This window comes from Edaphocola aurantiacus, from assembly GCF_019797745.1.
GTDB classification, from domain to species: Bacteria; Bacteroidota; Bacteroidia; order Chitinophagales; family Chitinophagaceae; genus Edaphocola; species Edaphocola aurantiacus.
Map to the genome: position 1 here is coordinate 153954 of NZ_VOSI01000004.1, position 23323 is coordinate 177276.

Genomic DNA, 23323 nt, shown 5'->3' on the forward strand with positions numbered 1-23323 from the left:
AAGATATGTAGGGCTTATAGATTTAGAAATATTGTGGTCCTTTCGGTTTGTTTACCGGTGCATTGTATCCCGGGTTCTGGCTCGCTCCTCCGGAGAAAGGCGGCGGGGGCAGGATAGGCGCTTTACGGATATCGTCCCGGCGAATACTGTAGATATATTGCTCATCGATATAGTTCGGGAAGAGGGATGGTACTACCATATTCATTTCTACTTTATCATGGTCAAATATCTCTGATAGCTGCAGGATCTGTTTTACTGTATCATGTTCCAGCTTGCGCACCAGGTAACCCTGTGGTGTGAATATGATGTCAGCATCTACGGACTGTCCCGGATTATCATACAGGCTGCTGCCGGATACTTTAAAGCGTTTAGCCCCGATCAGGATCTGGCTCTTGTATAATGTATCGTATGTGATCGGTTTATCAGTTGTCAGTACGGCCTTGGCATTTTCTATATCGTTCAGTTCGTTGAAGAACAGGTTGATCAGGCGATTGCCCAGGCTTACTTTCTTCTTCTCTTCCTCATGTTCCTGCGTAGCCGGAGCAGCATCCTGCTTCGCGCCTACAATGATCTGGATCGGGTAGCCGATACGCTCGGTATTCAATCGTACAGTATTGTTGAATACCCCTTTGATACAAACATCTTTCAGCTCTGTACCGTTCAGAATATGTATTAAGCCACCTGCGATCTGCAGTTGGTCTGTAAGGCTGGAACGTAACTCTTCTGCCAGTGGTTTAAAGAGAAATCCTCTACCGGTAAGGATGATGCCCCCACAGTTAAAGTCTTCTTTATTATCCTTGATCATTTTCAGATTGCTCACTACACGCTGAGCGATCAGTTTGCTGGTATCTTCTACATAACCATAGAAGTCACTGATGTTTTCGATCTGTGATAGAAGATCGATCAGGGTATTAATATCCGATCCGGATTCGGTAATGTTACGGAAATTAAAGTCGCCCGATCTGGCATTTACCCATTGGTTCAGGGCATAAGCTTTATTGTCAATATAGTTATACTTCAGTCGCTCCAGTTCTTTGTACAGCCTGTTTTTTACCTCCAGGTTACTGTCGGTAAGGTTACGTAACACCTGGTCTTTAATAAAGCGGAACGCTACTGCAGCATTGTCTGCATTGGCACGAATGTAATGCAGTACTGTTTCAAAAATGGCGAAAGTGATCATGTTACCGGCACCTGCGAAACCATTTCTGTAAATCGGTTTGATGTTAAACAGATTGTCTTTACCTGTACGGATCACCGAAAAATCGGTAGTGCCTTTACCGGCATCAACAATGATATAATCACTGTCTTTGCGTACCTGTACATCATTCTTATTAATATATCCCAGGAAGGACGCATCACTTTCCGAGATGGTCAGGATCTCCCAGGCGAGTATTTTGTCTTTGTATTCATGCTGGGCAAAATCGGCAAAGATCATATGCAGTAACTGCTGCGTATGACGTATGTCTGCATAGTCATAAATGTTAGGTACCAGCAATACAAAACGGATCTTGCGTTTGGCCTGGCTGTATTTAATGAACTCCTTTTTCAGGAAAGATTCAATGATAACTTTCAGGATGCTGTTATATGTTTTGTTCTTAACCTCTCCCAGATTTACATTGATGTCATAGCCTTCTTTATTGATATTGAAATTCAGGCGGCTGAATACATCTACATACTTATGCGTAATCTTCAGGTTAGGCAGCTGATGGAATCTTTTCTCTGTAAGGGTTACAAAACCACTGTCCTTACTGGAACTGTTGACCAGCATTTTCAGGTTGTCTGGCATATTCTGGATAAAGAGTTCTTTGTCTATATCCTCATATTCTCCTGTCAGATCTTCTTTAAGGAAGAAGATTGATTTGTAGAAATTAGTATGTTCTTCTTCCTGGTAATAAGAAGAAGTGTCTTCACGATCGATCCAGCCTTTTGCCTTGTGGAAGGCATAGATATTTCGGAAGAGATTTTCGTGTTCCGGTTTCTTTTCCTGGTAGCCAAATCCGCTCTGATAGCGTTTTACAGCCAGCTGGCTGGATTCGGAGCCAAAGTCGAGGGCCATGCCCAGGAACTGTTCCGGATGTGCAAAAGAGATGATGAACTGGTGGATGTAAGTCTGTGCACTGACAACCAGCTCTACACTGATATGAAGGTCAGGAAACTGATCAGTATTCAGCTCCGGCAGCTTGTGACCTATGTTACCGAATACATTGAACGCACCATTGCTGTAATTATTTGCAGTGATCTCAATACAACCTGCGAAATGGCCGATATTGCTGCTGGCAGACAGAACCGGAGGTGGTGCATCAAAAAACTGTGGCTGTTGTTTGGGTGCCGGTTTATAAGTATCGAGGTCATCATAAGTGAGTGGCGCCTCTGCTTCCGGTTCCGGCTCCGGTGCTGCAGGTACAATGGGCGCTTGCTCCTGAGCCCTAAGGGTAACGGTCAGCTTGTTCCCTTCCAGCGTGTAAGCTGGACTCAGATTTCCAATGTGTATATCCTGTGTTTCGGGTATAAATGTACGGATGTCTGCATCCTTCAACATACTGAATAAGTTGAAATGTACATTTTCAGGAACTTCAATTAAATATTGATTTTGCACAGGCTGATCCTGTGATTGTAATTGTAAGGTTACCTCTCTGCGATCGTTAATGACAACGGGTAAAATATAATAATTCATAATGATGTTTTTCTTGTGTGGCGTATCGCAAAATAAACATTTACTTACAAAAGATATGATAATTTCGGCAAAACACCATATTTCCCGGCGAGTGCATCCCGACCTTTATTTCATTAATTGAGCAAGAGGCAAAAGGTAACCCTTCGGGCTTCTTTAATATTTGTGAAAATTGTGGTTATCTCATTGCTGCACTGTAGGTTAGCATATACAGATGTATATAGTGTGCATGGAAGCATTACCATCTGTATGGGTATAGGGTACATGCAGTTTGTGATGTATAGGCCATCCGGCACCGAGAAGTTGCTGCTCGATCATTAGAGGGTCATGATAATAGAAATACATCTGGTCTCCGCTGCTGCCGGTTTGTAAACCAGACAAAGAAGGATCGCCCGGCACAAAACTGATATACAGCACACCCTCTTTTGCTGTAAGCCCGGCACTGTCTGCAAACAATGCAGCCGTTTCTTCGGGACTGAGGTAGGGCAGACCAAAGCCGCAAATAATAGCCTGGTAGCGATCAGTTCTGTTTTTTATTGCCCTGATATCACCTGTTTCAAATACAGCCTTCGGGTTATTATGCCTTGCCCGCTCTATCATATTCGGAGCAATATCTATACCGGTAAGCTCCAGGTCAGGGCGATGCTGTAAGAGGTAACGGGTAACATTGCCCGGTCCGCAGGCCAGCTCCAAAACTGTTGCACTTTGAGGGAGTAAGCCAAGAAAGATGTCATAGGAATCATTGTAGATGTCCAGATCCATAAACCGGCTTTCATACAATGCGGCAACCTTGTTCCAGGCGTCAAAAGTGGGTTGTTTATCATCTTGTCCGGACATAGCTAAATAGGTTTTATACAAAAATAATCATCGCTGACTGAATTATATCATTAGCAAAAAGGGGCTGTACAAAAGTACAGCCCCTGGTGTAGTGCAATAAACAAATCTTTATCGGATAATATTAAATCTTCTGTATGTAATACCGTTCGGGGTAATGATATGTATGATATAACTGCCCGCGCTCAGATTGCTCAGACTGATTTGTTGTTTGGTGGTATTCAGCATGGTTTGCTGGAATACAGCCTGACCAATGCTGTTATACACGGCAATGCCATTCATTTTGATATCCTTATCTCTGATCTCGATATTCAGGATGTCCTGCGCAGGATTAGGGTATATATCAATAGTGGCATCCAGTCCATGCACTCGTTTGATTCCGGTCAGCAGATCAACATTAATGGTGAGTGTGGTGTCATGGTACAGACAACCATTGAACGAGGTCATTTTTACTACATAATTACCGTTTGAGGCGTAAATATGTACCGGACTGTTTTGTGTTACTTCCGGGGTAGCATCTCCGAAGTTCCAGGTATAACTCAGGCCAGCCAGGGGATTGATCGGTTCAAACAATACTTGTCCCGGTTGGATATTGAGCTGCGGGATAAAGTTGAAACCGTCATTTGGTGGTATTGTTGCATAAGCAATATGTACCGTATCATACTGTACACACCCTACAGTGCTGGTTACTTTTACCCAGTAGGTACCGGAGTCTGGGGTTGTGATTATTTGCGTTGTATTACCGGTATTCCAGTTATAGGTACAACCCGGATTACCTGCATTCAATATAGCAGTATCCCAGCTACAGATCACCTGGTCTGCACCCAGTGATTTTAATGGCAAAGGATACTGGGTAACATGTGTATTACAGATGGTATTACAGCCTCCTGCATTGGTTACTTTTACAGTATAGTTGCCCGGTGTTGTAACGGTAATACTCTGGCTGGTACTACCCGTGTTCCAGAGATATGTATTGCCGGGGTTGCCTGCATTTAATACTACATTACCTCCTGTACATAATACATAATCTGTAGCCAGCACGTTTGTTGGAATCGGTGCATTGCTCAGTATCAGCGTATCGGTAGCAGAGCAACTTACATTATTGGTAACCTTAACCCAGTAAGTATTTGGCGTATTTGTTGTAATGTTATTGGTGGTCGCACCATTGCTCCACTGGTAGCTCAGACCGGTAGCCGGAGTAGCTGTGGCATTTAACGTAATACTATTACCCGGACAGATAGCGGTATCATTACCTAAGGTAACCGTTGGTTTCGGTTTGATGATCGCATTGACTTGCTGGCGTGCAGAACTACAGCCATTTTTGATCTTCCAGTAGAAGAAGTGCAGGTATTGCGTAGTCAGAACTGAAGTGCCGCTGAAAGAAGCGTTGATCGTGCATACGCCGTTAAGGGTATACGGGAAGTTGATATTCGCGGCAACAGTTTCTCTGGCGAAACCGGCAATACCTGTAGAGGCACTCAGCGTCAGGCGCAGACCGGTACCGGCCGGTACGCTAAAGTTGAGCGGCAAAGTGTTCAGGGTACCTGCAGGATAATTCGCATTAACAGGGAAGGTGCCGCTTTGCAGCACTGTGCCATTGGCATCTTTTAAAGAAACCGTAACGGTACCCGGTCCCGCAGGATTCACGATCGCATATACATTAACGGAGCTGAGGATGAAAGATTGCAAGGCATCAAATACCAGTCCGGACTCATTGTTGCCGCTGCTTGATGTTGATGTCGTCGACTGACGTCCAACGCTGGTATCAATCAGGTTTGAAGACTCGGATGTTACATAATATGGAGTAGTCACACTGAGGGATGGCGTCGTAAAGTTGTTGCCGGTGGCTACAGGAGTACCGCCAGTTGCAGCAGTGTACCATTTTACTACATTGCCGGAAGTGGTATTGGCATTGAAGGTAACGGTACCAGGTCCGCAACGGGAAGTGTCTGCAGCGGTTAGGGTATTGGTATTTACATTGATCAGTTTGCTATTGGAATAACATCCGGTACCACCGTTGATGATACGGGCACGGAACCAGGTATTGGCGCTCAGTGCAGCGGATGCATACCGGGTAGTATCGGTACTGCTCAATGGAGTCCAGCTTGTACCATTCAGAGAACTTTCCCATTGCAGTCCCCCTGCAGGATAACCGATATTCGGTGTTAATGCCAGATAAGCCAGAGTACCGCTACAAATGCTGTCTTTGGTTGCTGCCACTACAAATGTAGTCGGGCTCAGCGATAACTGTATGGTATCATTGTTGTGATTATTGTCCGCCGCACCGTTTACCTGAGTCAGCCACACCTTGATTGTGGAGGGGCCAGTAACGGATACATTGCTGATCGTTATGGTATCAAAGCATTGGCCGCTGGTATTGGTTGGCGCAACCATGTTGCCGGTGTAGTTTAACGGAGCCTGGTTTACACCATTCAGTTGCCAGTTTAGTGTTGCACTGGTGATGGTATTGGTTCCGGTATTGGCCAGTCTCAGATAGATATTCTGGTTGCCGGCACAGAACAAAGATGTTTTGGTCAGCAGGTGTGTCAATGCACCATTATTTGTTTGTGTAGGCAGCACCTCTATAGCACCGATAGTCGGCATGATGGTACGAGTAGTGCCTGAGATATCTACCGGTACATAGCTGGTTACATTAAGCCCGGCATTGGTTACATTCGGATTGCCAGGGGCAAAGTTATTGGCAGCTGCATTTACATATTGCGGATCTGCAATAGGGGAACCATTTTCCATTGCTGGATACACGGCCTGGAATGCCGCCTGTGTTGTATACGGGGTAGAAAGATATCCGTAATACTGGGTTCCGGTCTGATTCGAATTGACATAAATATTGTTTTTCTGAGCATCCGTAACCGCCGTTCCGTTCAGGTAGTAAAATCCATACTTTGTACCCAGCGTACCGCTGGTGATGGATACCATATTGTTATATACATACAGCTGTGTATCTGGTCCGGAAATATACATTCCGTGTACCAAGCCGGTGCCGGTAAGTGGTTTACTGATGTCTATGGTATTATGATAATAACGGGAGTATTGAGATCCAGAGATGAATAAACCATAGATTGTTCCTCCCTGGTTTACATCGTAGATCATATTGTTGTAAACCAGAACAGGAGTGGAGCTTGTGCCGTCGGCAGAGTTTGTGATACCGGTAAATGAGTTGGTATTCGCCGCGGTACCCCCATAAGGACTGTGTATTTTATTGTTGCGTACGATCAGGCTCCCGGTGGTACTTGTTGACCCGCCGCAGCTAATACCGCTAAAGGTGCTCATTCCTGTTTTGGTTGCGCGATTAATATCATTATTTTCAACAATATTATTGATGCCATCTGTCAATGAAATACCGGTATTGTAGAAATTCTCAATGCGATTGTTCCGGATGATATTGTTATTGTTGTTGCCGAATATATAGAAGCCGGCATACATACCACCGGTACCGGTACCACCTTTGATATAGTTGTCAGCGATGTAACAGTTCGTACCGTTAGTCCCTCCTATAGAAAGGCTTAGCGGAGCACCATTGAACAAAATGCCGCAGGAGTTTGCTGTGGTAGTGGTTACTATGGAGCTCAGATCAAAAGTGCATCGGGTTATAGAATCATTTAATGCATTGGCATACAGCAATGCTCCCCAGCAATAGTCTGTAGCCATAGACTGGAATGTAATGCTGTCTATGCGTGTATATTGGGTACCTTCCAGTGTTAAGAGCTGTCTTTGGTTTGCAGTGTTCAGGTATTTTACGGTTACCCCGTTACCATTGATGCGTACCGTATTAGTAGCACTGCTGCCCGGGAAATTTTTGAAATTGATATACTCGGTATATGGTCCTGATCCTGCAACAGCATTTACCGTAACCGGTCCGCACAAACCATAAGTATTCAGGTCATTGGCCAGTGCTGTAAAAGAGGCATAGTTGGTGCCCCCGGTAGCAGCGGCGCTGTTTACCGTATAGGTACCGGCAAGACCGGTTTTAATGATTTTATTAATGGTATCATTGGCTGGAACAGTATCTACTACACCGTTCGGAAGGGTTGTCCATGCTTTAATCGCAACCGGAGTATTGGATGCAAATGTATAGTTGCCCAGTATAACTTCTCTTTCATTAACGCCACTGCCCCCAAAAGTATCCAGAGGCTGGCTGAGCACATATGGGGTTTGTGCCACACCATTCAGCAACCATTGTACGGTAACATTGTTGATCACATTATTACCGGCATTGTTCACCTTTACTTTAACCGGATAAGTGCCGGAACATATGTTGCTGGCGGGACTGCTCAATTGCGTAACCCCTGCATTATTCATTCCGTTTACCCCTTTGATAAAAGTGATCGTACCAATCCAGTTATAGGAAAGTGAAGTGGTCGGACTACTGTTTGGTATACCGCTACCATAGCTGGTTGTCGGGCTCATGGTCACCGTACAGCCGCCGCCGGTTAATGTGGCGGTCAGGGCTGGAAAACAGGCCCTCTGACCATCAAGGTATATGGCAAGGCCATAGGTCGTGTTGGGTGGTATGACCAGGTTGATATTAGATAATACGGGTGTTGCATTGGTCGTGGTAGTGTTTGCCGTATTGGCAAAGGTACCTGTAGCCGCAAGCTGCCATCCATTTGCGGTGGAGATAAGGCCGGGAGCTGCTGAAATGGCACTGGTTTTATACCAGAGTGCAGCATTCATATTCCCCGAAGTGGCAGATACACCCGATATGTTCGTAATAATGACGGGATAGGGATTGCTGTTCTGAAAGTTAATAGTAGTTGTACCGCCTCCTGAGCTATTGGTGAGCCCGGGAATGGTAGTAGAAGAGGACGTAATGGTCACTGTTTGCGCGTATAAGCTGCTTGAACCATACAGGGTCAGCAGGAATAGAAGCGCCTGAAAAACATTGTAAAAGGGTTTGCGTAACATACTTTAGGTATTTATAATTGATAATGCACCAATAATAAATAGCCCGTCGACCAGAGAAGGCCGACACAAAAAGTATAATTTAGAGAGAGTATAAAGTTATACTAAAAAAATCATTTGTCCGTATTTTTCATATAGATCTTTATTTCAGGTGTATGCGGTAATAAAAAGTCCGGCGCTCTGCAGAGCGCCGGACTTTTTATATAGATAAGGATTGTTGTCCCTATTTCATGAGTTCAATTTTGCGAACGGTAGTGCCTTCGCTGGTATTGATATGTAACTGGTACATACCAGAACTCAGGTGAGCAGGCAGGTTCAATTGATATTTACTTGCACTATTGTTATATGCCGTGCGGTATACTTCCTGTCCCAGGTTGTTCAATACCACCACATCTTTGATACGGATGCGATCTGCCACTTCCATAAATATCGTTTGTCCGTTCGACGGATTAGGATATACTTTGATGGCATCTTTTGTGATATTAATATCATTAGTACCGGTACCCAGGATATATACTGTAGAGCTATCAGTAATGTCTGCACAAACACTGAACAGTTTTACTTTGATAGTATAATAACCACCAGCAGCATAAGTATGCGATGGGGTAGGCTGGTTACTCACCTGTGTACCATCTCCGAAGTTCCATTCATAGCCCACAACATTCTGTGCATTTACAGCAGAGAAGGTAAAGCCCATAGGACTGTTGGCCAGGGCCAGGATACCTGTTGCAGTAGGAGCATAACCGGCTTGGGTCAGGGTAACGGTATCTGAAGTCAGACAGCCTTCGGCGCTGGTTACAAATACGATGTATGTTCCGGCAGCAGTTGCGGTAATGGTACGGCTAGTCGCACCGTTAGTCCAGTAGTAATTACCACCATTTTCACCGTCTGGTCCTGCATCCAGTACTTTGGTTGCACCAACACAGAATCCGGTACCACCTGCATCCAGGTCTACGATAGGTCTTGGGTTTACGATTACATTAACTGTATCTGATTTAAAACAAGTGTTTGTATCGGTTACGGTTACATAATATGTTCCCGATTGGGTAATGCTTCTGCTACTTCCGGTACTGTTATCATCCCAGAGGTATGTTGCACCAGGATGTTGTGTGCCCGGGTCTATTGTAAATGCGGCTGCATTTAAGGTACAGGTATCAAAATCCGGACCCAGATTTGCCGGTGGCAGGATATGGATATAAGCATTAACCGGTGTTCTTACGCTGGCACATCCTGTAGATGTTACCGCAACAACATAGTATGTTGTAGTTGCGTACAGGGTTGGTGTCGTGTAACTGCTGGTGGTTGCCAAAACTGTATTACTGGTTGCACTGGAGTACCATTTCAGGGTGTTACCACTGCCCGGAGTAGCGCTCAGCGTTAAGGCAGTAGGGCTACAGCTTTGTGCACTTACCACTGTTGGCGGAGCAACATAGTTAACATTCAGTGTAAAGCTTGGTGAAATACAACCATTACCACCGCTTAAGATACGTACTCTGTACTGAGTAGCAGTTGAGATGCCTGTTGCTTTGTACACTACGGTATCAGTATTCGGGATAGCCGTCCAGGTAGTACCGTTTGTAGAGTACTCCCATTGTAATGATCCCGGTGCATATCCGTATCCAGGAGATAATGATAATACAGAGGTATCATTGGCACAGATAGTAGCCATGCTGCCCGTTACGGAGAATGATGCAGGTACTGCAGTGATTTTTGCAGTGTCATTAGCCGGGTAAGGGTCAGGTTGACCGTTTGGTATTGATGTCCATGCTTTGATCGCATTATTACCCGGATTAAGGTTAGCATTGCCCAGTAAAACGGTATCGAAGCTTTGACCGGATGCCGTACCAATCGGAACTAATAAGCTGGAGTAAGGAACAGGAGTTTGTGTAACGCCGTTCACCGACCAGTTGATCTGTAATGTATTGATGTTGTTTGTACCCACATTGCCGATCATTACTTCAACCGGTTGTGTGCCGGAGCAGTAGTTGCCGGTAGGTTTTAATAAAGACAGTGCTCTTGCATTGTTCGTACCGGAAACACTGAATTCGAATGCACCGATGGTCGGAGTAGTAGCGCGTGCTGCACCATTGATATCTGTCGGTACATCAGCCAGTAAGTTGTTACCGGCGGTCATTACCGCAACATTCAACGGAGATAAATCACCTGTAGTAGATGAAATAAATTGAGGATCTACGCTTGGTGAACCTACTTCCTGTGTTGGATATGCTGCCTGGAATGCTGCCAGGGTTGCATATGCAGTACCATAGTAATACGGATACTGTGCACCGGTTTGTGTAGAGTTTACGTAAACATTGTTTTTCTGTAAGTCAGCAGTATAGCTGGTAGATGAACCATAAAAACCATATTTAACACCGGTGCTGCCACCTGTAATGTTGATGATATTGTTCTTGAAGTTACAGCCGTTGTTATACCCATAGTAGATACCATATATAGTACCGCCACCGGTATTGGACTGCAGCGCAGTTACATCGATAGTATTATGATATACATTCTGAGCAGGTCCGTATATATACATTAAGTATTGTGTACCGGAATATGTACCCAGGTTGTACATGATATTATTGGCAATCAGGTTAGGCGTTGCCGGAGTGTTATTGTAGTGATAGTTGTAAATACCATACAGGATATTGGTATTATTCACACCAGGCATAGCCATATCATGTACTTTGTTACCGATACATTTGATACCCTGGCCATAGTAATAGTAGATACCATATGCCGAGGTAGCGGTAGAGGCTTTGCTGGAACGATGAATGTTGTTATAACTGATCTCACCACCTTTATTGTAATATGCTCTGATACCGTAGTAATAGAAGTTGGTTACTTCATTACCTACAATATTGATACTGTCATTCGGAGCAGTTGAGCTGTTACCAGTGAAGGTAATACCATAATATGCACCACCTGCAGCTGTACTACCCGCAATTACCTTATTGTTTTTTATATTAACATAAGTAACCGCTGCAGAAGTTGTCGGAGAGGTGTTAGAGCCAGAGATGACGATACCATTCGCATTAACAGAACTGGTTCCGGTAATGGTTGACAGGTCTACTTCACAATTTACAATACTGTCGCGGCTTGCATCACCTGTCAGCAGGATACCCCATCCGTAAGTATTGTTCAGGGTTTTTATCTTCAGGTTATTTAAGGTAAAGTATTTGGTATTGTTTAAAGAGAATATTGGTAAGATATTGGCATTAGGTACATTGTATTGTAACATTTCTCCGTTACCATTGATTCTGATTGTATTTACCGCACTTGATCCGGTAACGTTAGGGAATTCAACCATTTCGTTATATGGACCGGAACCGGCAACAACATTCGCTACCACCGGACCACAGATACCCCATGCCAGGGCATTTTTGAATCCTGTAAAGCTGGTAAAGTTTGTTGCTGAAACTGGGGCACCTGCGTTGATGGTATAAGTACCACCAGGTAATGCAGAGTTTGCTGCCCAGGTAATTGTGTCATTATTATGTACCGGATCTGTCTGGCCATTAGGACTGGTTACCCAAACCACAATATTGCTCGAACCGGCAGGTAATGATACCGTACCCAAAACAATAGTATCCGTTGTATTACCGGTTGGAGAACCTGGAGCCACTAAGTTACCAGTCCAGTTAAACGCAGTCATAGTAGTACCATTCAACTTCCAGTTTACGGTCATATTGCTCAGGGTATTGGAACCGGCATTACCGATCACCACTTTAACCGGAGTATTGGTATTGGCACAGTATGTGCCCGCAGGGCTGATGAATGCTACAGATTTACCATCATTGGCACCGGCAGGTAAGAATTCGAATGCTCCAATTGTTGGTGTTGCAGATCTTGGAATTCCATTAATGTCGGTAGGTACATCTGTAAATACATTGGTACCGGTATTGATCAGTGCAGAAGCCGCCGGAGTCAGGTTACCCGTTGCAGGGCTGGTGAACTGCGGTGCAGCATTAGGAGAACCTACTTCCTGTGTAGGGTAGGCCGCCTGGAATGCAGCAAGAGACGCATAGGCTACTCCATAGTAGTAAGGTGTTTGTGTACCGGACTGTGTAGAGTTTACATAGATATCATTTTTCTGGTAAGTAGCTGCATAAGTAGTGGAGCTGTGGTAGATACCATATTTGGTACCACCATTACCTCCGGTAATATTGATAATATTGTTTTTAAACTCACTGCCTGTATTATAACCTACATACAAACCGTACATAGTACTGGCAGTAGTAGCCTGTACGGCACTTGCATCTACAGTATTATGATACACTTTAAGAGACGGGCCATAGCAATACAGTAAGTACTGGCTACCGGAGTAACTACCCAGATTATATACAATATTATTGGCTACCAGGATAGGAGTAGTTGCAGTATTGTTATAGTGATAGTTATAGATACCGTATAAGGTATTGGTATTGCCAATACCAGGCGCAGCCATATCATGTACTTTATTGCCAACACACTTCACACCCACACCGTAATAGTAATAGATACCATATGCAGAAGTGGCTGTAGAAACGGTTTTGGCTGTTCTGTGTATATTGTTGTAACTAATCTCACCACCTTTATTGTATGAGGCTCTGATACCGTAGTAATAGAAATTGGTTACTTCATTGTTTACGATATAGATACTGTCATTCGGAGCCGTAGAGCTTGATCCGGTAAACGTAATACCGTAGTAACAACCACCGGAAGCATTTGCAGGACCGGCAATAACTTTATTTTTTCCGAGATAGATACTTCTTACACTCGATGCATTCGTAGCAGAGCTAAGGTTGCTGCCCGAGATAACGATACCATTACCGTTTACAGAAGAGGTACCGGTAATAGAAGACATATCCACAGTACATCTCAGGATACTATCCTTCTCTGCTGTTCCGGCAATGTGTATACCCCAGCCGTAAGAGGCATTCAGAGATTTGATATTTAAGCTGTCAATCGTCAGGTATTTGGTACCATCCATCGATACGATTCTCATGTTCGTAGTAGCGGTTCCGTTAAACTGAATCGTCTCACCATTACCATTTATTCTAACTTTATTGGTCGCGCTTGCACCACCGATAGCAGTCAGGTTGAATGTTTCTGTGTATGGTCCGGATCCCGGTACAACATTGATGGTTACCGGTGCGGTAATGCCACAGTTCAATGCCGCAGCTGCCGCGGTAAAGGTCTGGAAGTTGGTACCACCAGTAGCTAAAGCCGAGTTGATGGTATAGGTACCTGCCAATCCGGTAGCCACATTTACCTGCACCGGAGTTGAATATACAGGAGTACCGCCTGAACATACTATCTTACATCTGTACCATGTAGTGACCAGCGGGCTTACATTCGTTCCCGGCAAAATACCAGGGGTACCCATACTTGTATAAGTAGTGTTATTAGGTGAACTTTCCCACTCATAGGTCTGACCCGAAGAAATGGTAACACCATTAAGAGAAAGGCTTACTGCATTGCCCGGACACACCTGACCCGATGGGCTGGCAACGGTAGTACCGGCAACAGGAGGATTGGTACACGGGGTATTAGAACCGATTAAGACCCGGTAGTCATGCGCTTCTCCGTAGGTATAAGAGCCACATGCGTTGGTAGGCGCTGAGTTATACACCACCATTGTGCGCATTCTGCGTATACCCGGAGTCGCCGCTGCCGGTACGGTAAAGGAATAAGCACCGGTAGAGCTTACACTGATAGGGCCAAAAGTAGCCACTTGTTCTGTTGTGGCAAAAGTACCATTGTTATCATAGTCGATCCATACCGTAACATATTCATAAGCGCTACCGTAAGTTGTGGTTACGGTACCATTATATGTCTGGCCCGGGTATAAATCCGGTACACCCAGTGTCGGGCTGGTTGTGTAATCTGCATAACCATTAATAGGTGCAGTCGCACAGGGAGTATTCATATTGGACAGCGTAGTGGTTGCGCCAACAAGCGTAACATCATCAATGTTGTCCCCAGAAGTACAACCGGTTGAGTAGGTGGGTGTACAGGTCGCAGGAGCCTGACTGTACAAGCCTGCCGTCTGGGACATAAGAAGGGGAATGAGCAGCGCCCAAATCCTTCCGGAAGATGTGAATTTTACTTTCATACGATAAATATTAAAAAAAATAATCCTTTTTATAAAAAGGTCAACGAATGTATAGTTTTTGAATAGGAAAGTGAAATTTCGCATAGCTACCTGTCGTGATTTAAGATAGATATGGTGTTAAATTATATTTATTATATATTCGCTTAAATATTATGTTTTTTAAAAAGTATTGATTAGCAATGAAATGATGCTTTTAGCAATAATGTGAATTAAATGTAATGAAAATGTTAAAATTATCATAAAATAATAATATGATATAAGATTATGGCTATTTACTGATAATAAGAAAGCCCCCGTAACCGGGGGCTTTCTTATTATCAGTAAATATATCAGGAATTACTTCAGCAGTTCGAGTTTACGAACAGTATTCCCTTTGTTGGTATTGATATTTAACTGGTACATTCCTGAGCTTAAATATGCCGGCAGGTCCAGTCTGTACTTATTGTCCGAGGTGCTTACCGGTGTGCGGTATACTTCCTGGCCCAATGTGTTGTACACAACTATTTCATTGATCTTAACAGGGTCAGTCACTTCAAGGAATACGCTTTGTCCGTTTGTCGGATTAGGGTATACTTTAATGGCCTCTTTCGCAAGATTGACATCCTTGGTTCCGGTACCTAATATATATACCGTAGAGCTGTCTGAGATATCCGCACAAGTACTGAACAGTTTTAATCTGATGGTATAATAACCACCGGCAGTATAATGATGCGTCGGGTTGGCTTGTGTGCTTACTGCGCTGCCATCACCGAAATCCCATTCATATGCGGTAACATTCTGTGCATTCACTGCGGAGAAGGTGAAGCCGGTAGGCCCATTGGCTAATGCCAGTATACCAGTCGCAGTAGGTGCATATCCGTCCTGTGTTACGGTTACTGTATCTACCGTCAGACATCCTGCATTGCTCGTTACATACACTATATAGGTACCCGGGTTAGCTATAGTGATGGTGCGGCTTGTAGCACCGGTAGTCCAGTAGTAGTTACCACCGTTTTCACCACCAGGACCGGCGTCCAGCACTTTAGTAGCACCGATACAGAAGCCTGTTCCGTCTGCTGCCAGATCTACAACCGGTCTGGGGCTGATGGATACATTAACGGTATCAGAATTAGAACAACCATTAGTATCTGTTACGGTAACATAATAAGTACCTGATACATGTACATTACGTATGCTTGCGGTACTGTTATCATCCCAGAGGTATGTAGCACCAGGATGCTGTACACCAGGATCAATTGTAAACACAGCTGCATTTGTAGTACAGGTATCGAAGTCTGGTCCGAAGTTAACAGGCGGTAATACATGGATCACTGCATTAACCGGTGTTTTTACACTGGCACATCCAGTCGGGGTAACAGCCACTGCATAGTAGGTTGCAGTTACACCAACATAAGGGAGGTTGAGCGTGTCATTGGTCAGCAGGACAGTGTTGGTTGTGGTACTGTTGTACCATCTGATAAAATTGGCGGGGCCTGTAGATGCAGTCAGCATCAGCGCTCCCGGCGCACAACTCTCGTCACCCACTACCGTAGGAGGTGCTACATAAGTAACATTTATCGTTGTTGTCGGAGAGGTACAGTTATTGCCGCCTGTAAGAATACGCACCCTGTATTGGGTATTGGCACCAATGTTGGTAACCAGGTAATTTACGGTATCAGAGTTGGCAATTGAAGTCCAGTTAATACCATCGGTAGAGGATTGCCATTCCAAAGCATTGTCAGCATAGCCGTAACCAGGAGACAAAGACAGGATAGATGTGTCGTTGGCACAGATCGTAGCCTTACTCGCGGTAACAGTAAATGTTGCCGGGCTGGTATGCGTTGTGGTGGTATCATTAGCCGGCTGGCTGTCTGGTAATCCGTTTGGAGCCGAGGTCCATGCCTTCACCTGGTTAGTACCCGCGTTAAAGGTTGCATTGCCCAGCAATACCGTATCGAAGCTCTGGCCTGGAGTAACGCCGACCGGCACCAGCTGGCTGTTATAGGCAACTGGTGTCTGCAATACGCCGTTTATACTCCAGTTGATCTGAAGGCTATTGATATTGTTTGTACCCACATTACCGATCATTACTTCAACCGGTTGTGTACCGGAACAGTAATTGCCGGAAGGATTGATCAGGCTCAGGGCTCTGGCATTGTTTGTACCCGATATGGAGAATTCGAATGCACCAATGGTCGGAGTTGCAGAGCGTACGGCACCGTTAATATCGGTAGGTACATCAGTCTGTAAGTTATTACCCGCAGTCATTACCGCAATATTCAGCGGAGACAGATCTCCTGTAGTAGGTGAAATAAACTGTGGATTTACACTTGGAGAACCTACTTCCTGTGCCGGATATGCTGCCTGGAAAGCTGCCAGGGTTGCATAAGCAGTACCAAAGTAATATGGATACTGTGCACCGGTTTGTGTAGAGTTCATGTAAACATTGTTTTTCTGCAAATCAGCAGCATAGGTTGTGGAGGAACCATAGAAACCGTATTTAATTCCGGTACTGCCACCCGTCATGCTGATTATATTGTTTCTGAAATTACATCCGGTATTATAACCAAAATAAATTCCGTACATCGTACCACCGCCATTAGACTGAATGGCACTGGCATCTATCGTATTATGATAAACATTCTGAGCAGGTCCGTATATATACATTAAGTATTGCGTTCCGGAATAAGTGCCCAGGTTATACAGGATGTTATTGGCGATCAGGTTCGGAGTAGTAGCAGGGTTGTTGTAGTGATAATTATAAATACCATACAGGATATTGGTATTATTCACACCAGGCATGGCCATATCATGTACCTTGTTACCGATACACTTAATACCCTGACCATAATAGTAATAAATACCATATGCCGAAGTATTGGTATTGGCTTTGCTGGAACGATGAACGTTATTATAACTGATCTCTCCACCCCTGTTGTATGAAGCCCTGATACCATAGTAATAGAAGTTTGTTACTTCATTACCTACAATGTAGATGCTGTCATTCGGAGCAGTAGAGCTTACTCCGCTAAAGGTAATAGCATAGTATGCACCACCGGCTCCTGTACTACCTGCGATCACTTTGTTGTTCTTTATGTACAAGTGTGTAACATTACAGGAAGTAGTCGGAGAGGTATTGGATCCGGAAACGGCAATACCACTGGCATTTACAGAACTGGTACCTGTAATAGTCGACAGATCTACTTCACAATTGACTATACTGTCACGACTAGCATCGCCTGTCACAAATACACCCCAGCCATAAGTATTGTTCAGGGTTTTGATCTTAAGATTGTTCAGCGTGAAGTATTTCGTACCGTTCAGACCAACGATCACATGGTTACCAAGGCCCGTTGAGTTAAACTGGATTGTTTCTCCGTTACCGTTCACACGCACCGTATTTACCGCACTTGATCCCGGAATATTAGGAAACTCCACGGTTTCATTATACGGTCCAGAACCGGATACCACATTAGCCACTACCGGTCCGCAGATACCCGCGTTCAATGCAGTTGCGAAAGCACCGAAACTGTTGAAGTTTGTACCCGCAGTAGGTGCCGCACTGTTGATCGTATAAGTGCCTGCACTGAGAGAGGATAATCCCGACCAGAAAATCGTGTCATTGGCATGGTTAGGGTCCGTAGCGTTATTCGGATTAGAGGTCCAAACCACAATATTATTCTGACCTGCAGGCAGGGTGACATTACCTAAGGTAATTGTATCAATGCTCTGGCCTGTAGGAGATCCCGGAGCCGTCAATGGACCTGTATAGCTGAACGGAGTCATGGTTGTACCATTTACCTTCCAGTTTACCTGCATGGTATTGAGCACATTAGCCCCGCCATTGCCGATAATTACCTGAACAGGTAAAGTCGTATTGGCACAGAAAGTAGACGCAGGGCTTAAGTAAGCTACTGCTTTCGCATCATTATTGCCGGATGGGATAAATTCAAATGCACCGATTGTTGGCACCGTACTTCTTGGTAAGCCATTAATATCGGTAGGCACATCGGTGAATACATTCGTTCCGTTGTTGATGATCGCGGAAGATGCCGGACTTAAGTCGCCTGCAGCAGCATTGGCAAACATCGGATCTGCAGAAGGAGAGCCCACTTCCTGAGTCGGGTAAGCCGCCTGGAATGCCGCAAGGCTTGCATATGCTGTACCGTAATAATATGGTGTCTGTGCACCGGACTGCGTTGTGTTGAAGTACACATTGTTCTTCTGCAGGTTTGCAGGTGTACTGGCAGTGCTCACATAAATACCATATTTGGTACCATTATTGCCACCGGTAAAGTTTACAATGTTGTTTTTAACTTCAGAACCGGTATTAGTCGTAAGGTAGATCGCATAAATGGCACTTGTAGACGTACCCTGGGCTGCGCTTACATCGACTGTATTGTGGTACACCTTAGTCGCAGGACCGGTTGCCTGAAGCAGGTACTGTATGCCACCGTAGTTACCCAGGTTATACAAGACATTGTTTGCAATTATAATAGGAGTAGCCGCTGTATTATTATAATGGTAGTTATACATTGCATAGAATGTGCTGGTCGAGGTTACGCCAGGGGCCGCCATATCGTGGATCTTGTTCCCGATAGTGCGGATACCGATACAATAGTATGAGTATATACCATAAGCAGTTGTTCCGATTGCAGTTTTGTTGCTGCGGTGTATATTATTATAGTTTAAACTACCACCGTTTACATAAGTATATCGTATACCATAGTAATAGAAGTTAGAGACCTCATTACCTACGATGGAGATACTGTCGTTTGGAGTAGTAGAACTCACACCACTGAAGGTAATACCATAGTATGCACCACCGGAACCGGCATTAGCGCCTGCGATAACATTATTATTACCGATATACAGATGGGTTACATTACTGGCAGTAGTTGCAGAGGTTGATGATCCTGAGATAACAATACCATTGGCATTTACAGAAGAGGTACCTGTGATAGCAGAGAGATTGATCTCACAGTTCACGATACTGTCTCTCATCGCATTGCCGGTAATATGTACACCCCAGCCATAAGTATTATTCAGTGATTTGATCTTAAGATTGTTGATCGTGAAGTACTTTGTTCCGTCCAGGGTCACGATCCTGTAGTTTGTAGTACTGGTAGGGTTGAACTGAATCGATTCTCCGTTACCATTAATACGCACTCTGTTGATCGCACTGGAACCATCAATATTGCCAAAGGATACAGTTTCATTATAAGGGCCGGAACCCGCTACAACATTAGCCACAACAGGGCCGCAGACCCCGAGTGTATTGAGGGCCGTAGCAAAATCATTAAAATTGGTAAAGTTTGTACCACCAGTGGCCGCACCACTGTTAATAGTATAGGTACCGGCCAGTTTAGTCGTTAAACTGATCTGGAAAGTATCATTGCCGTGAGCCGTATCATTCTGATTATTGGGTAGGGAAGTCCACGCTTTAACCTGGTAAGTGCCCGGGCCAAAGTTGTAGGTGCCTAAGTTTACATTAAGCTGACTGGTTGGAGTGGTAATGGTATCCAGGTTTACCTGGTACCAGTTATTCGTCTGCAACACACCGTTTACAGACCAGGCCACTTTTACAGAATCCACGAAATTATTACCGAAGTTCATAATGCGTGCTGTAATCATTTGTCCACCGGGGCAGGCGCCATTTACCAGGCTGGGGAAGCCGATCACACCAGTATTGTTTGGAATGCTGGATACAGGGTTCAGTAATGTAATGATTACAGATCCATGTCCGGTTCCCAGACCAGCTGTATTTACCTGGTTGTTGCCGGAGTTGTAAGAACCGCCACCACCGCCGACTTCGGCAGCTCCGGTAGAAGATCCTGCACCGCCACCACCGCTGTAGCCACCACCGCCGCCACCGCGACGGTTATCCCAGGAGTTGGCGCCACCACCGCCTCCGAATCCGCCCCATCCGCCGGATGTAGTTGCGGCAGTACCGCCCATACCTCCATTCAGGAAAGCGTATCCGCCGGGATCACCAGCAGTAACACCGCCATCGCCGGAGAAGCCACCGCCACCGCCGGCATTGTTGATGCCACCACCACCCCCACCACTGGTACCGGCTGCGCCATTGCCGCTACCGGCACCAGGATTACCTGAGGTTGCAGTTGATGCATCCGCTGTAGCGACCAGTGCAGCATTGCCATTAGCACCACCACCGCCACCGGCAATGATCATAGGTACATTACCGCTTGTCTTGACAACGAAAGAACCGCCGCCGCCGCCAAATTGCTGTGTTCCGCTAGCCACACAGCATCCGCCTTGCTGACCAACCAGGATCTTGAGCTGATCCGCTGCAATAAGGTTAAACTCGCCACTCATATAGGCACCGCGGCCCGCATTCGTGCCGTAGCCTTTTGCTCCGTATACCTCTATCTTATAGAGACCGGAGACGGGCACACTCCAATTTTGAATACCACCAGTTACGGTAACCATGCCTGCCTGGGGAGTAGCAGCATAGGCTGTGGTTACCTGGGCCTGGGTGGGGCCGTTGGTACCGGTTGCGCCGGCATTAGTAAAGGTGTACGTCTGGGCAAAGCCTTGTGTGATGCACATCATGGCGGCCAGAAGAGCCAACTTTACTTTCGCAGTAAATTTCATCATAATGATAGAATTTAATTACTTTTTAAGATTAAACCATAACACTTCGTTTACAACTTGTTAACATAGGGAGCCTACAAACGTAATTAAAAAGAAAAAAAAAGTGAAACTTTACATGCATTATTATTAATTAAATGTGTTTTATTTTACAGCTAATTATTTGGCATGTAATCATTTAGAGATGTGAAAAATAATAAATTCAATTAGAATGCCTGATTTTATGTACATTTGCGCCTCATTGTGCAGGAGGTTACAGTATGATAACATGCTGAAAAAATAAAATATTAAAAATAAATTTGGATATTAAAAATTTAGTTATACCTTTGCACTCCCAATTATTAAAGGAAGTTTTTTGAATTATGTCACAACGCATTCGCATTAAATTGAAATCTTACGACCATAATTTGGTTGATAAGTCAGCAGAAAAAATCGTTAAGACGGTAAGAGGTACAGGAGCAGTCGTAACTGGCCCTATTCCTTTGCCAACGGATAAGAAAATATTTACGGTTCTGCGTTCACCGCACGTAAATAAAAAAGCAAGAGAGCAATTTCAATTATGTACTCACAAGCGCTTATTAGACATCTATACATCTAGCAGCAAGACTGTTGATGCTCTGTCTAAACTGGATCTTCCGAGTGGAGTTGAAGTTGAAATCAAAGCCTAACCTGCTGTAGTTTCAAGCAAAAATCAAAAAATTTAATAGCGAAAGCTTTGTTCTTTATACATAACTGAATAAACGGTTAATCCCTATCAGTGCGACAGATATATAATACTGTAGCAATAACAACTGAAACGGGCGCTTGACTAAGGGTGTCAGACACAGTTCTGAATTTCCATTGAGCTATTAAATAAACATAAAACAAAACGGGATTGTTGTCCCTTGTAATAACGAAATAATAATTATCTCTAACAAATGAAAGGTATTATTGGCAAAAAAATCGGCATGACAAGTGTGTTCGAGGCTAATGGAAAGCAGGTTGCCTGCACCATTATTGAAGCTGGCCCTTGTGTTGTTACGCAAAAGAAAACCGTAGAAACAGACGGTTACGAGTCGCTTCAAATAGCTTACGGTACACGTAAAGAGAAAAACACGCCGAAAGCTCTTCTTAATCACTTCGCAAAAGCAAATACAGATGCGAAATCTGTAGTGAAAGAAATTCGCAACTGCTCTATCGATAAACAAGTTGGTGAAACTATTACATGTGACATTTTCGCTGAAGGCGAAAAAGTTAGTGTAATCGGTACTACAAAAGGTAAAGGTTTCCAAGGTGTTGTTAAACGTCACGGATTTGCCGGGGTAGGTGAGGCATCTCACGGTCAGCACGATCGTCAGCGTGCACCAGGTTCTATTGGTGGATCTTCTTATCCTAGCCGCGTATTTAAAAATATGAGAATGGCTGGCCAAATGGGTGGTGACCGCGTAAAGGTTAAAGCTCTTAAAGTAATGAAAGTGTTTCCTGAACAAAACTATATCGTAGTTGCTGGTTCAGTTCCGGGTCACAATGGTTCCATCGTTTTAATTCAGAAATAATCATGCAAATCGAAGTATTAAATAGCAAAGGTGAAAAGACCGGTCGCACGGTGGAATTGCCAGAAGATATCTTCAACATTGAGCCTAACGATCACGTTATCTATTTAGCAGTTAAGCAATATTTAGCAGCTCGTCGTTTAGGTACTCACAAAACAAAGACCCGCGCGGAAGTAAAAGGTTCTAGCCGCAAATTACACCGTCAAAAAGGTACTGGTGGTTCCCGTAAAGGTAACATCCGTAACCCATTATATAAAGGTGGTGGTACAGTGAATGGTCCAGCTCCTCACTCTTACGATTTCAAACTGAACCGTAAAGTAAAAGATCTGGCTAAGATGTCTGCACTGACGTATAAAGCAAAAGATAACAAAATCGTAGTAATCGAAGACATTAAAGTTGATGCTCCTAACACAAAACAAATGTTAGCTGTATTAAACAGTCTGAAAGTTGCAGATCAGAAATTGTTATTAGTAAATGCTGATTACGATGCAAACTTCTACTTAAGCGTACGCAATCTGCCTAAAGTTAAAGCTAGCGTATTAAGCGATATCAATACTTATGATATCCTGAATGCAAAAACACTGGTATTAACAGAAAGCGCTGCTAAAGTATTTACTGACGCAGTTGAAGTTGAAGCTTAAGATTCACGTTGACGAAAGAAACAATAATTTTTGA

8 protein-coding genes are annotated in these 23323 nt (G+C 44.3%); 3 read left to right on the forward strand and 5 right to left on the reverse strand.

All coding sequences use genetic code 11. From position 1 onward, the window contains the following. Positions 1-22: 22 nt before the first annotated feature. From FTD44_RS12600 to FTD44_RS12620, 5 genes are all read right to left on the reverse strand, one after another. Positions 23-2674, reverse strand: coding sequence for an acetate and sugar kinases/Hsc70/actin family protein (locus FTD44_RS12600; protein WP_222166789.1), 2652 nt, complete (start codon positions 2672-2674; stop codon positions 23-25). 198 nt (positions 2675-2872) lie between these two features. Next, positions 2873-3508 (reverse strand): class I SAM-dependent DNA methyltransferase, encoded by a 636-nt coding sequence (locus FTD44_RS12605; RefSeq protein WP_222166790.1) that lies wholly within the window; start codon positions 3506-3508, stop codon positions 2873-2875. A gap of 108 nt (positions 3509-3616) precedes the next feature. Further along, positions 3617-8431: an Ig-like domain-containing protein gene (locus FTD44_RS12610; RefSeq protein WP_222166791.1), complete on the reverse strand. Its 4815-nt coding sequence runs from the start codon at positions 8429-8431 to the stop codon at positions 3617-3619. A gap of 220 nt (positions 8432-8651) precedes the next feature. Next, a complete protein-coding gene (locus FTD44_RS12615) occupies positions 8652-14525 on the reverse strand; it encodes a GEVED domain-containing protein (RefSeq protein WP_222166792.1) in 5874 nt (1957 codons plus the stop codon). 336 nt (positions 14526-14861) lie between these two features. Beyond that, positions 14862-21122 (reverse strand): T9SS type A sorting domain-containing protein, encoded by a 6261-nt coding sequence (locus FTD44_RS12620; protein WP_222166793.1) that lies wholly within the window; start codon positions 21120-21122, stop codon positions 14862-14864. 356 nt (positions 21123-21478) lie between these two features. Between FTD44_RS12620 and rpsJ the strand changes: the two genes are divergently transcribed. From rpsJ to rplD, 3 genes are all read left to right on the forward strand, one after another. Continuing rightward, positions 21479-21784 carry a 30S ribosomal protein S10 gene (gene rpsJ / locus FTD44_RS12625; RefSeq protein ID WP_124635426.1) on the forward strand — a complete coding sequence of 102 codons (306 nt, stop codon included), beginning with the start codon at positions 21479-21481 and terminating at the stop codon, positions 21782-21784. 249 nt (positions 21785-22033) lie between these two features. Further along, a complete protein-coding gene (rplC, locus tag FTD44_RS12630; protein ID WP_129019819.1) occupies positions 22034-22651 on the forward strand; it encodes a 50S ribosomal protein L3 in 618 nt (205 codons plus the stop codon). Between the two features lie 2 nt (positions 22652-22653). After that, positions 22654-23289, forward strand: a complete 636-nt coding sequence (gene rplD, locus FTD44_RS12635; RefSeq protein ID WP_129019818.1) for a 50S ribosomal protein L4 — start codon at positions 22654-22656, stop codon at positions 23287-23289. Positions 23290-23323 lie beyond the last annotated feature (34 nt).

What these genes read in the sequence shown, in the direction of transcription:
- FTD44_RS12600 (WP_222166789.1), bottom strand. Translation starts at nt 2,674, where the DNA reads ATGAATTATTATATTTTACCCGTTGTCATTAACGATCGCAGAGAGGTA.
- FTD44_RS12605 (WP_222166790.1), bottom strand. Translation starts at nt 3,508, where the DNA reads ATGTCCGGACAAGATGATAAACAACCCACTTTTGACGCCTGGAACAAG.
- FTD44_RS12610 (WP_222166791.1), bottom strand. Translation starts at nt 8,431, where the DNA reads ATGTTACGCAAACCCTTTTACAATGTTTTTCAGGCGCTTCTATTCCTG.
- FTD44_RS12615 (WP_222166792.1), bottom strand. Translation starts at nt 14,525, where the DNA reads ATGAAAGTAAAATTCACATCTTCCGGAAGGATTTGGGCGCTGCTCATT.
- FTD44_RS12620 (WP_222166793.1), bottom strand. Translation starts at nt 21,122, where the DNA reads ATGATGAAATTTACTGCGAAAGTAAAGTTGGCTCTTCTGGCCGCCATG.
- rpsJ (WP_124635426.1), top strand. Translation starts at nt 21,479, where the DNA reads ATGTCACAACGCATTCGCATTAAATTGAAATCTTACGACCATAATTTG.
- rplC (WP_129019819.1), top strand. Translation starts at nt 22,034, where the DNA reads ATGAAAGGTATTATTGGCAAAAAAATCGGCATGACAAGTGTGTTCGAG.
- rplD (WP_129019818.1), top strand. Translation starts at nt 22,654, where the DNA reads ATGCAAATCGAAGTATTAAATAGCAAAGGTGAAAAGACCGGTCGCACG.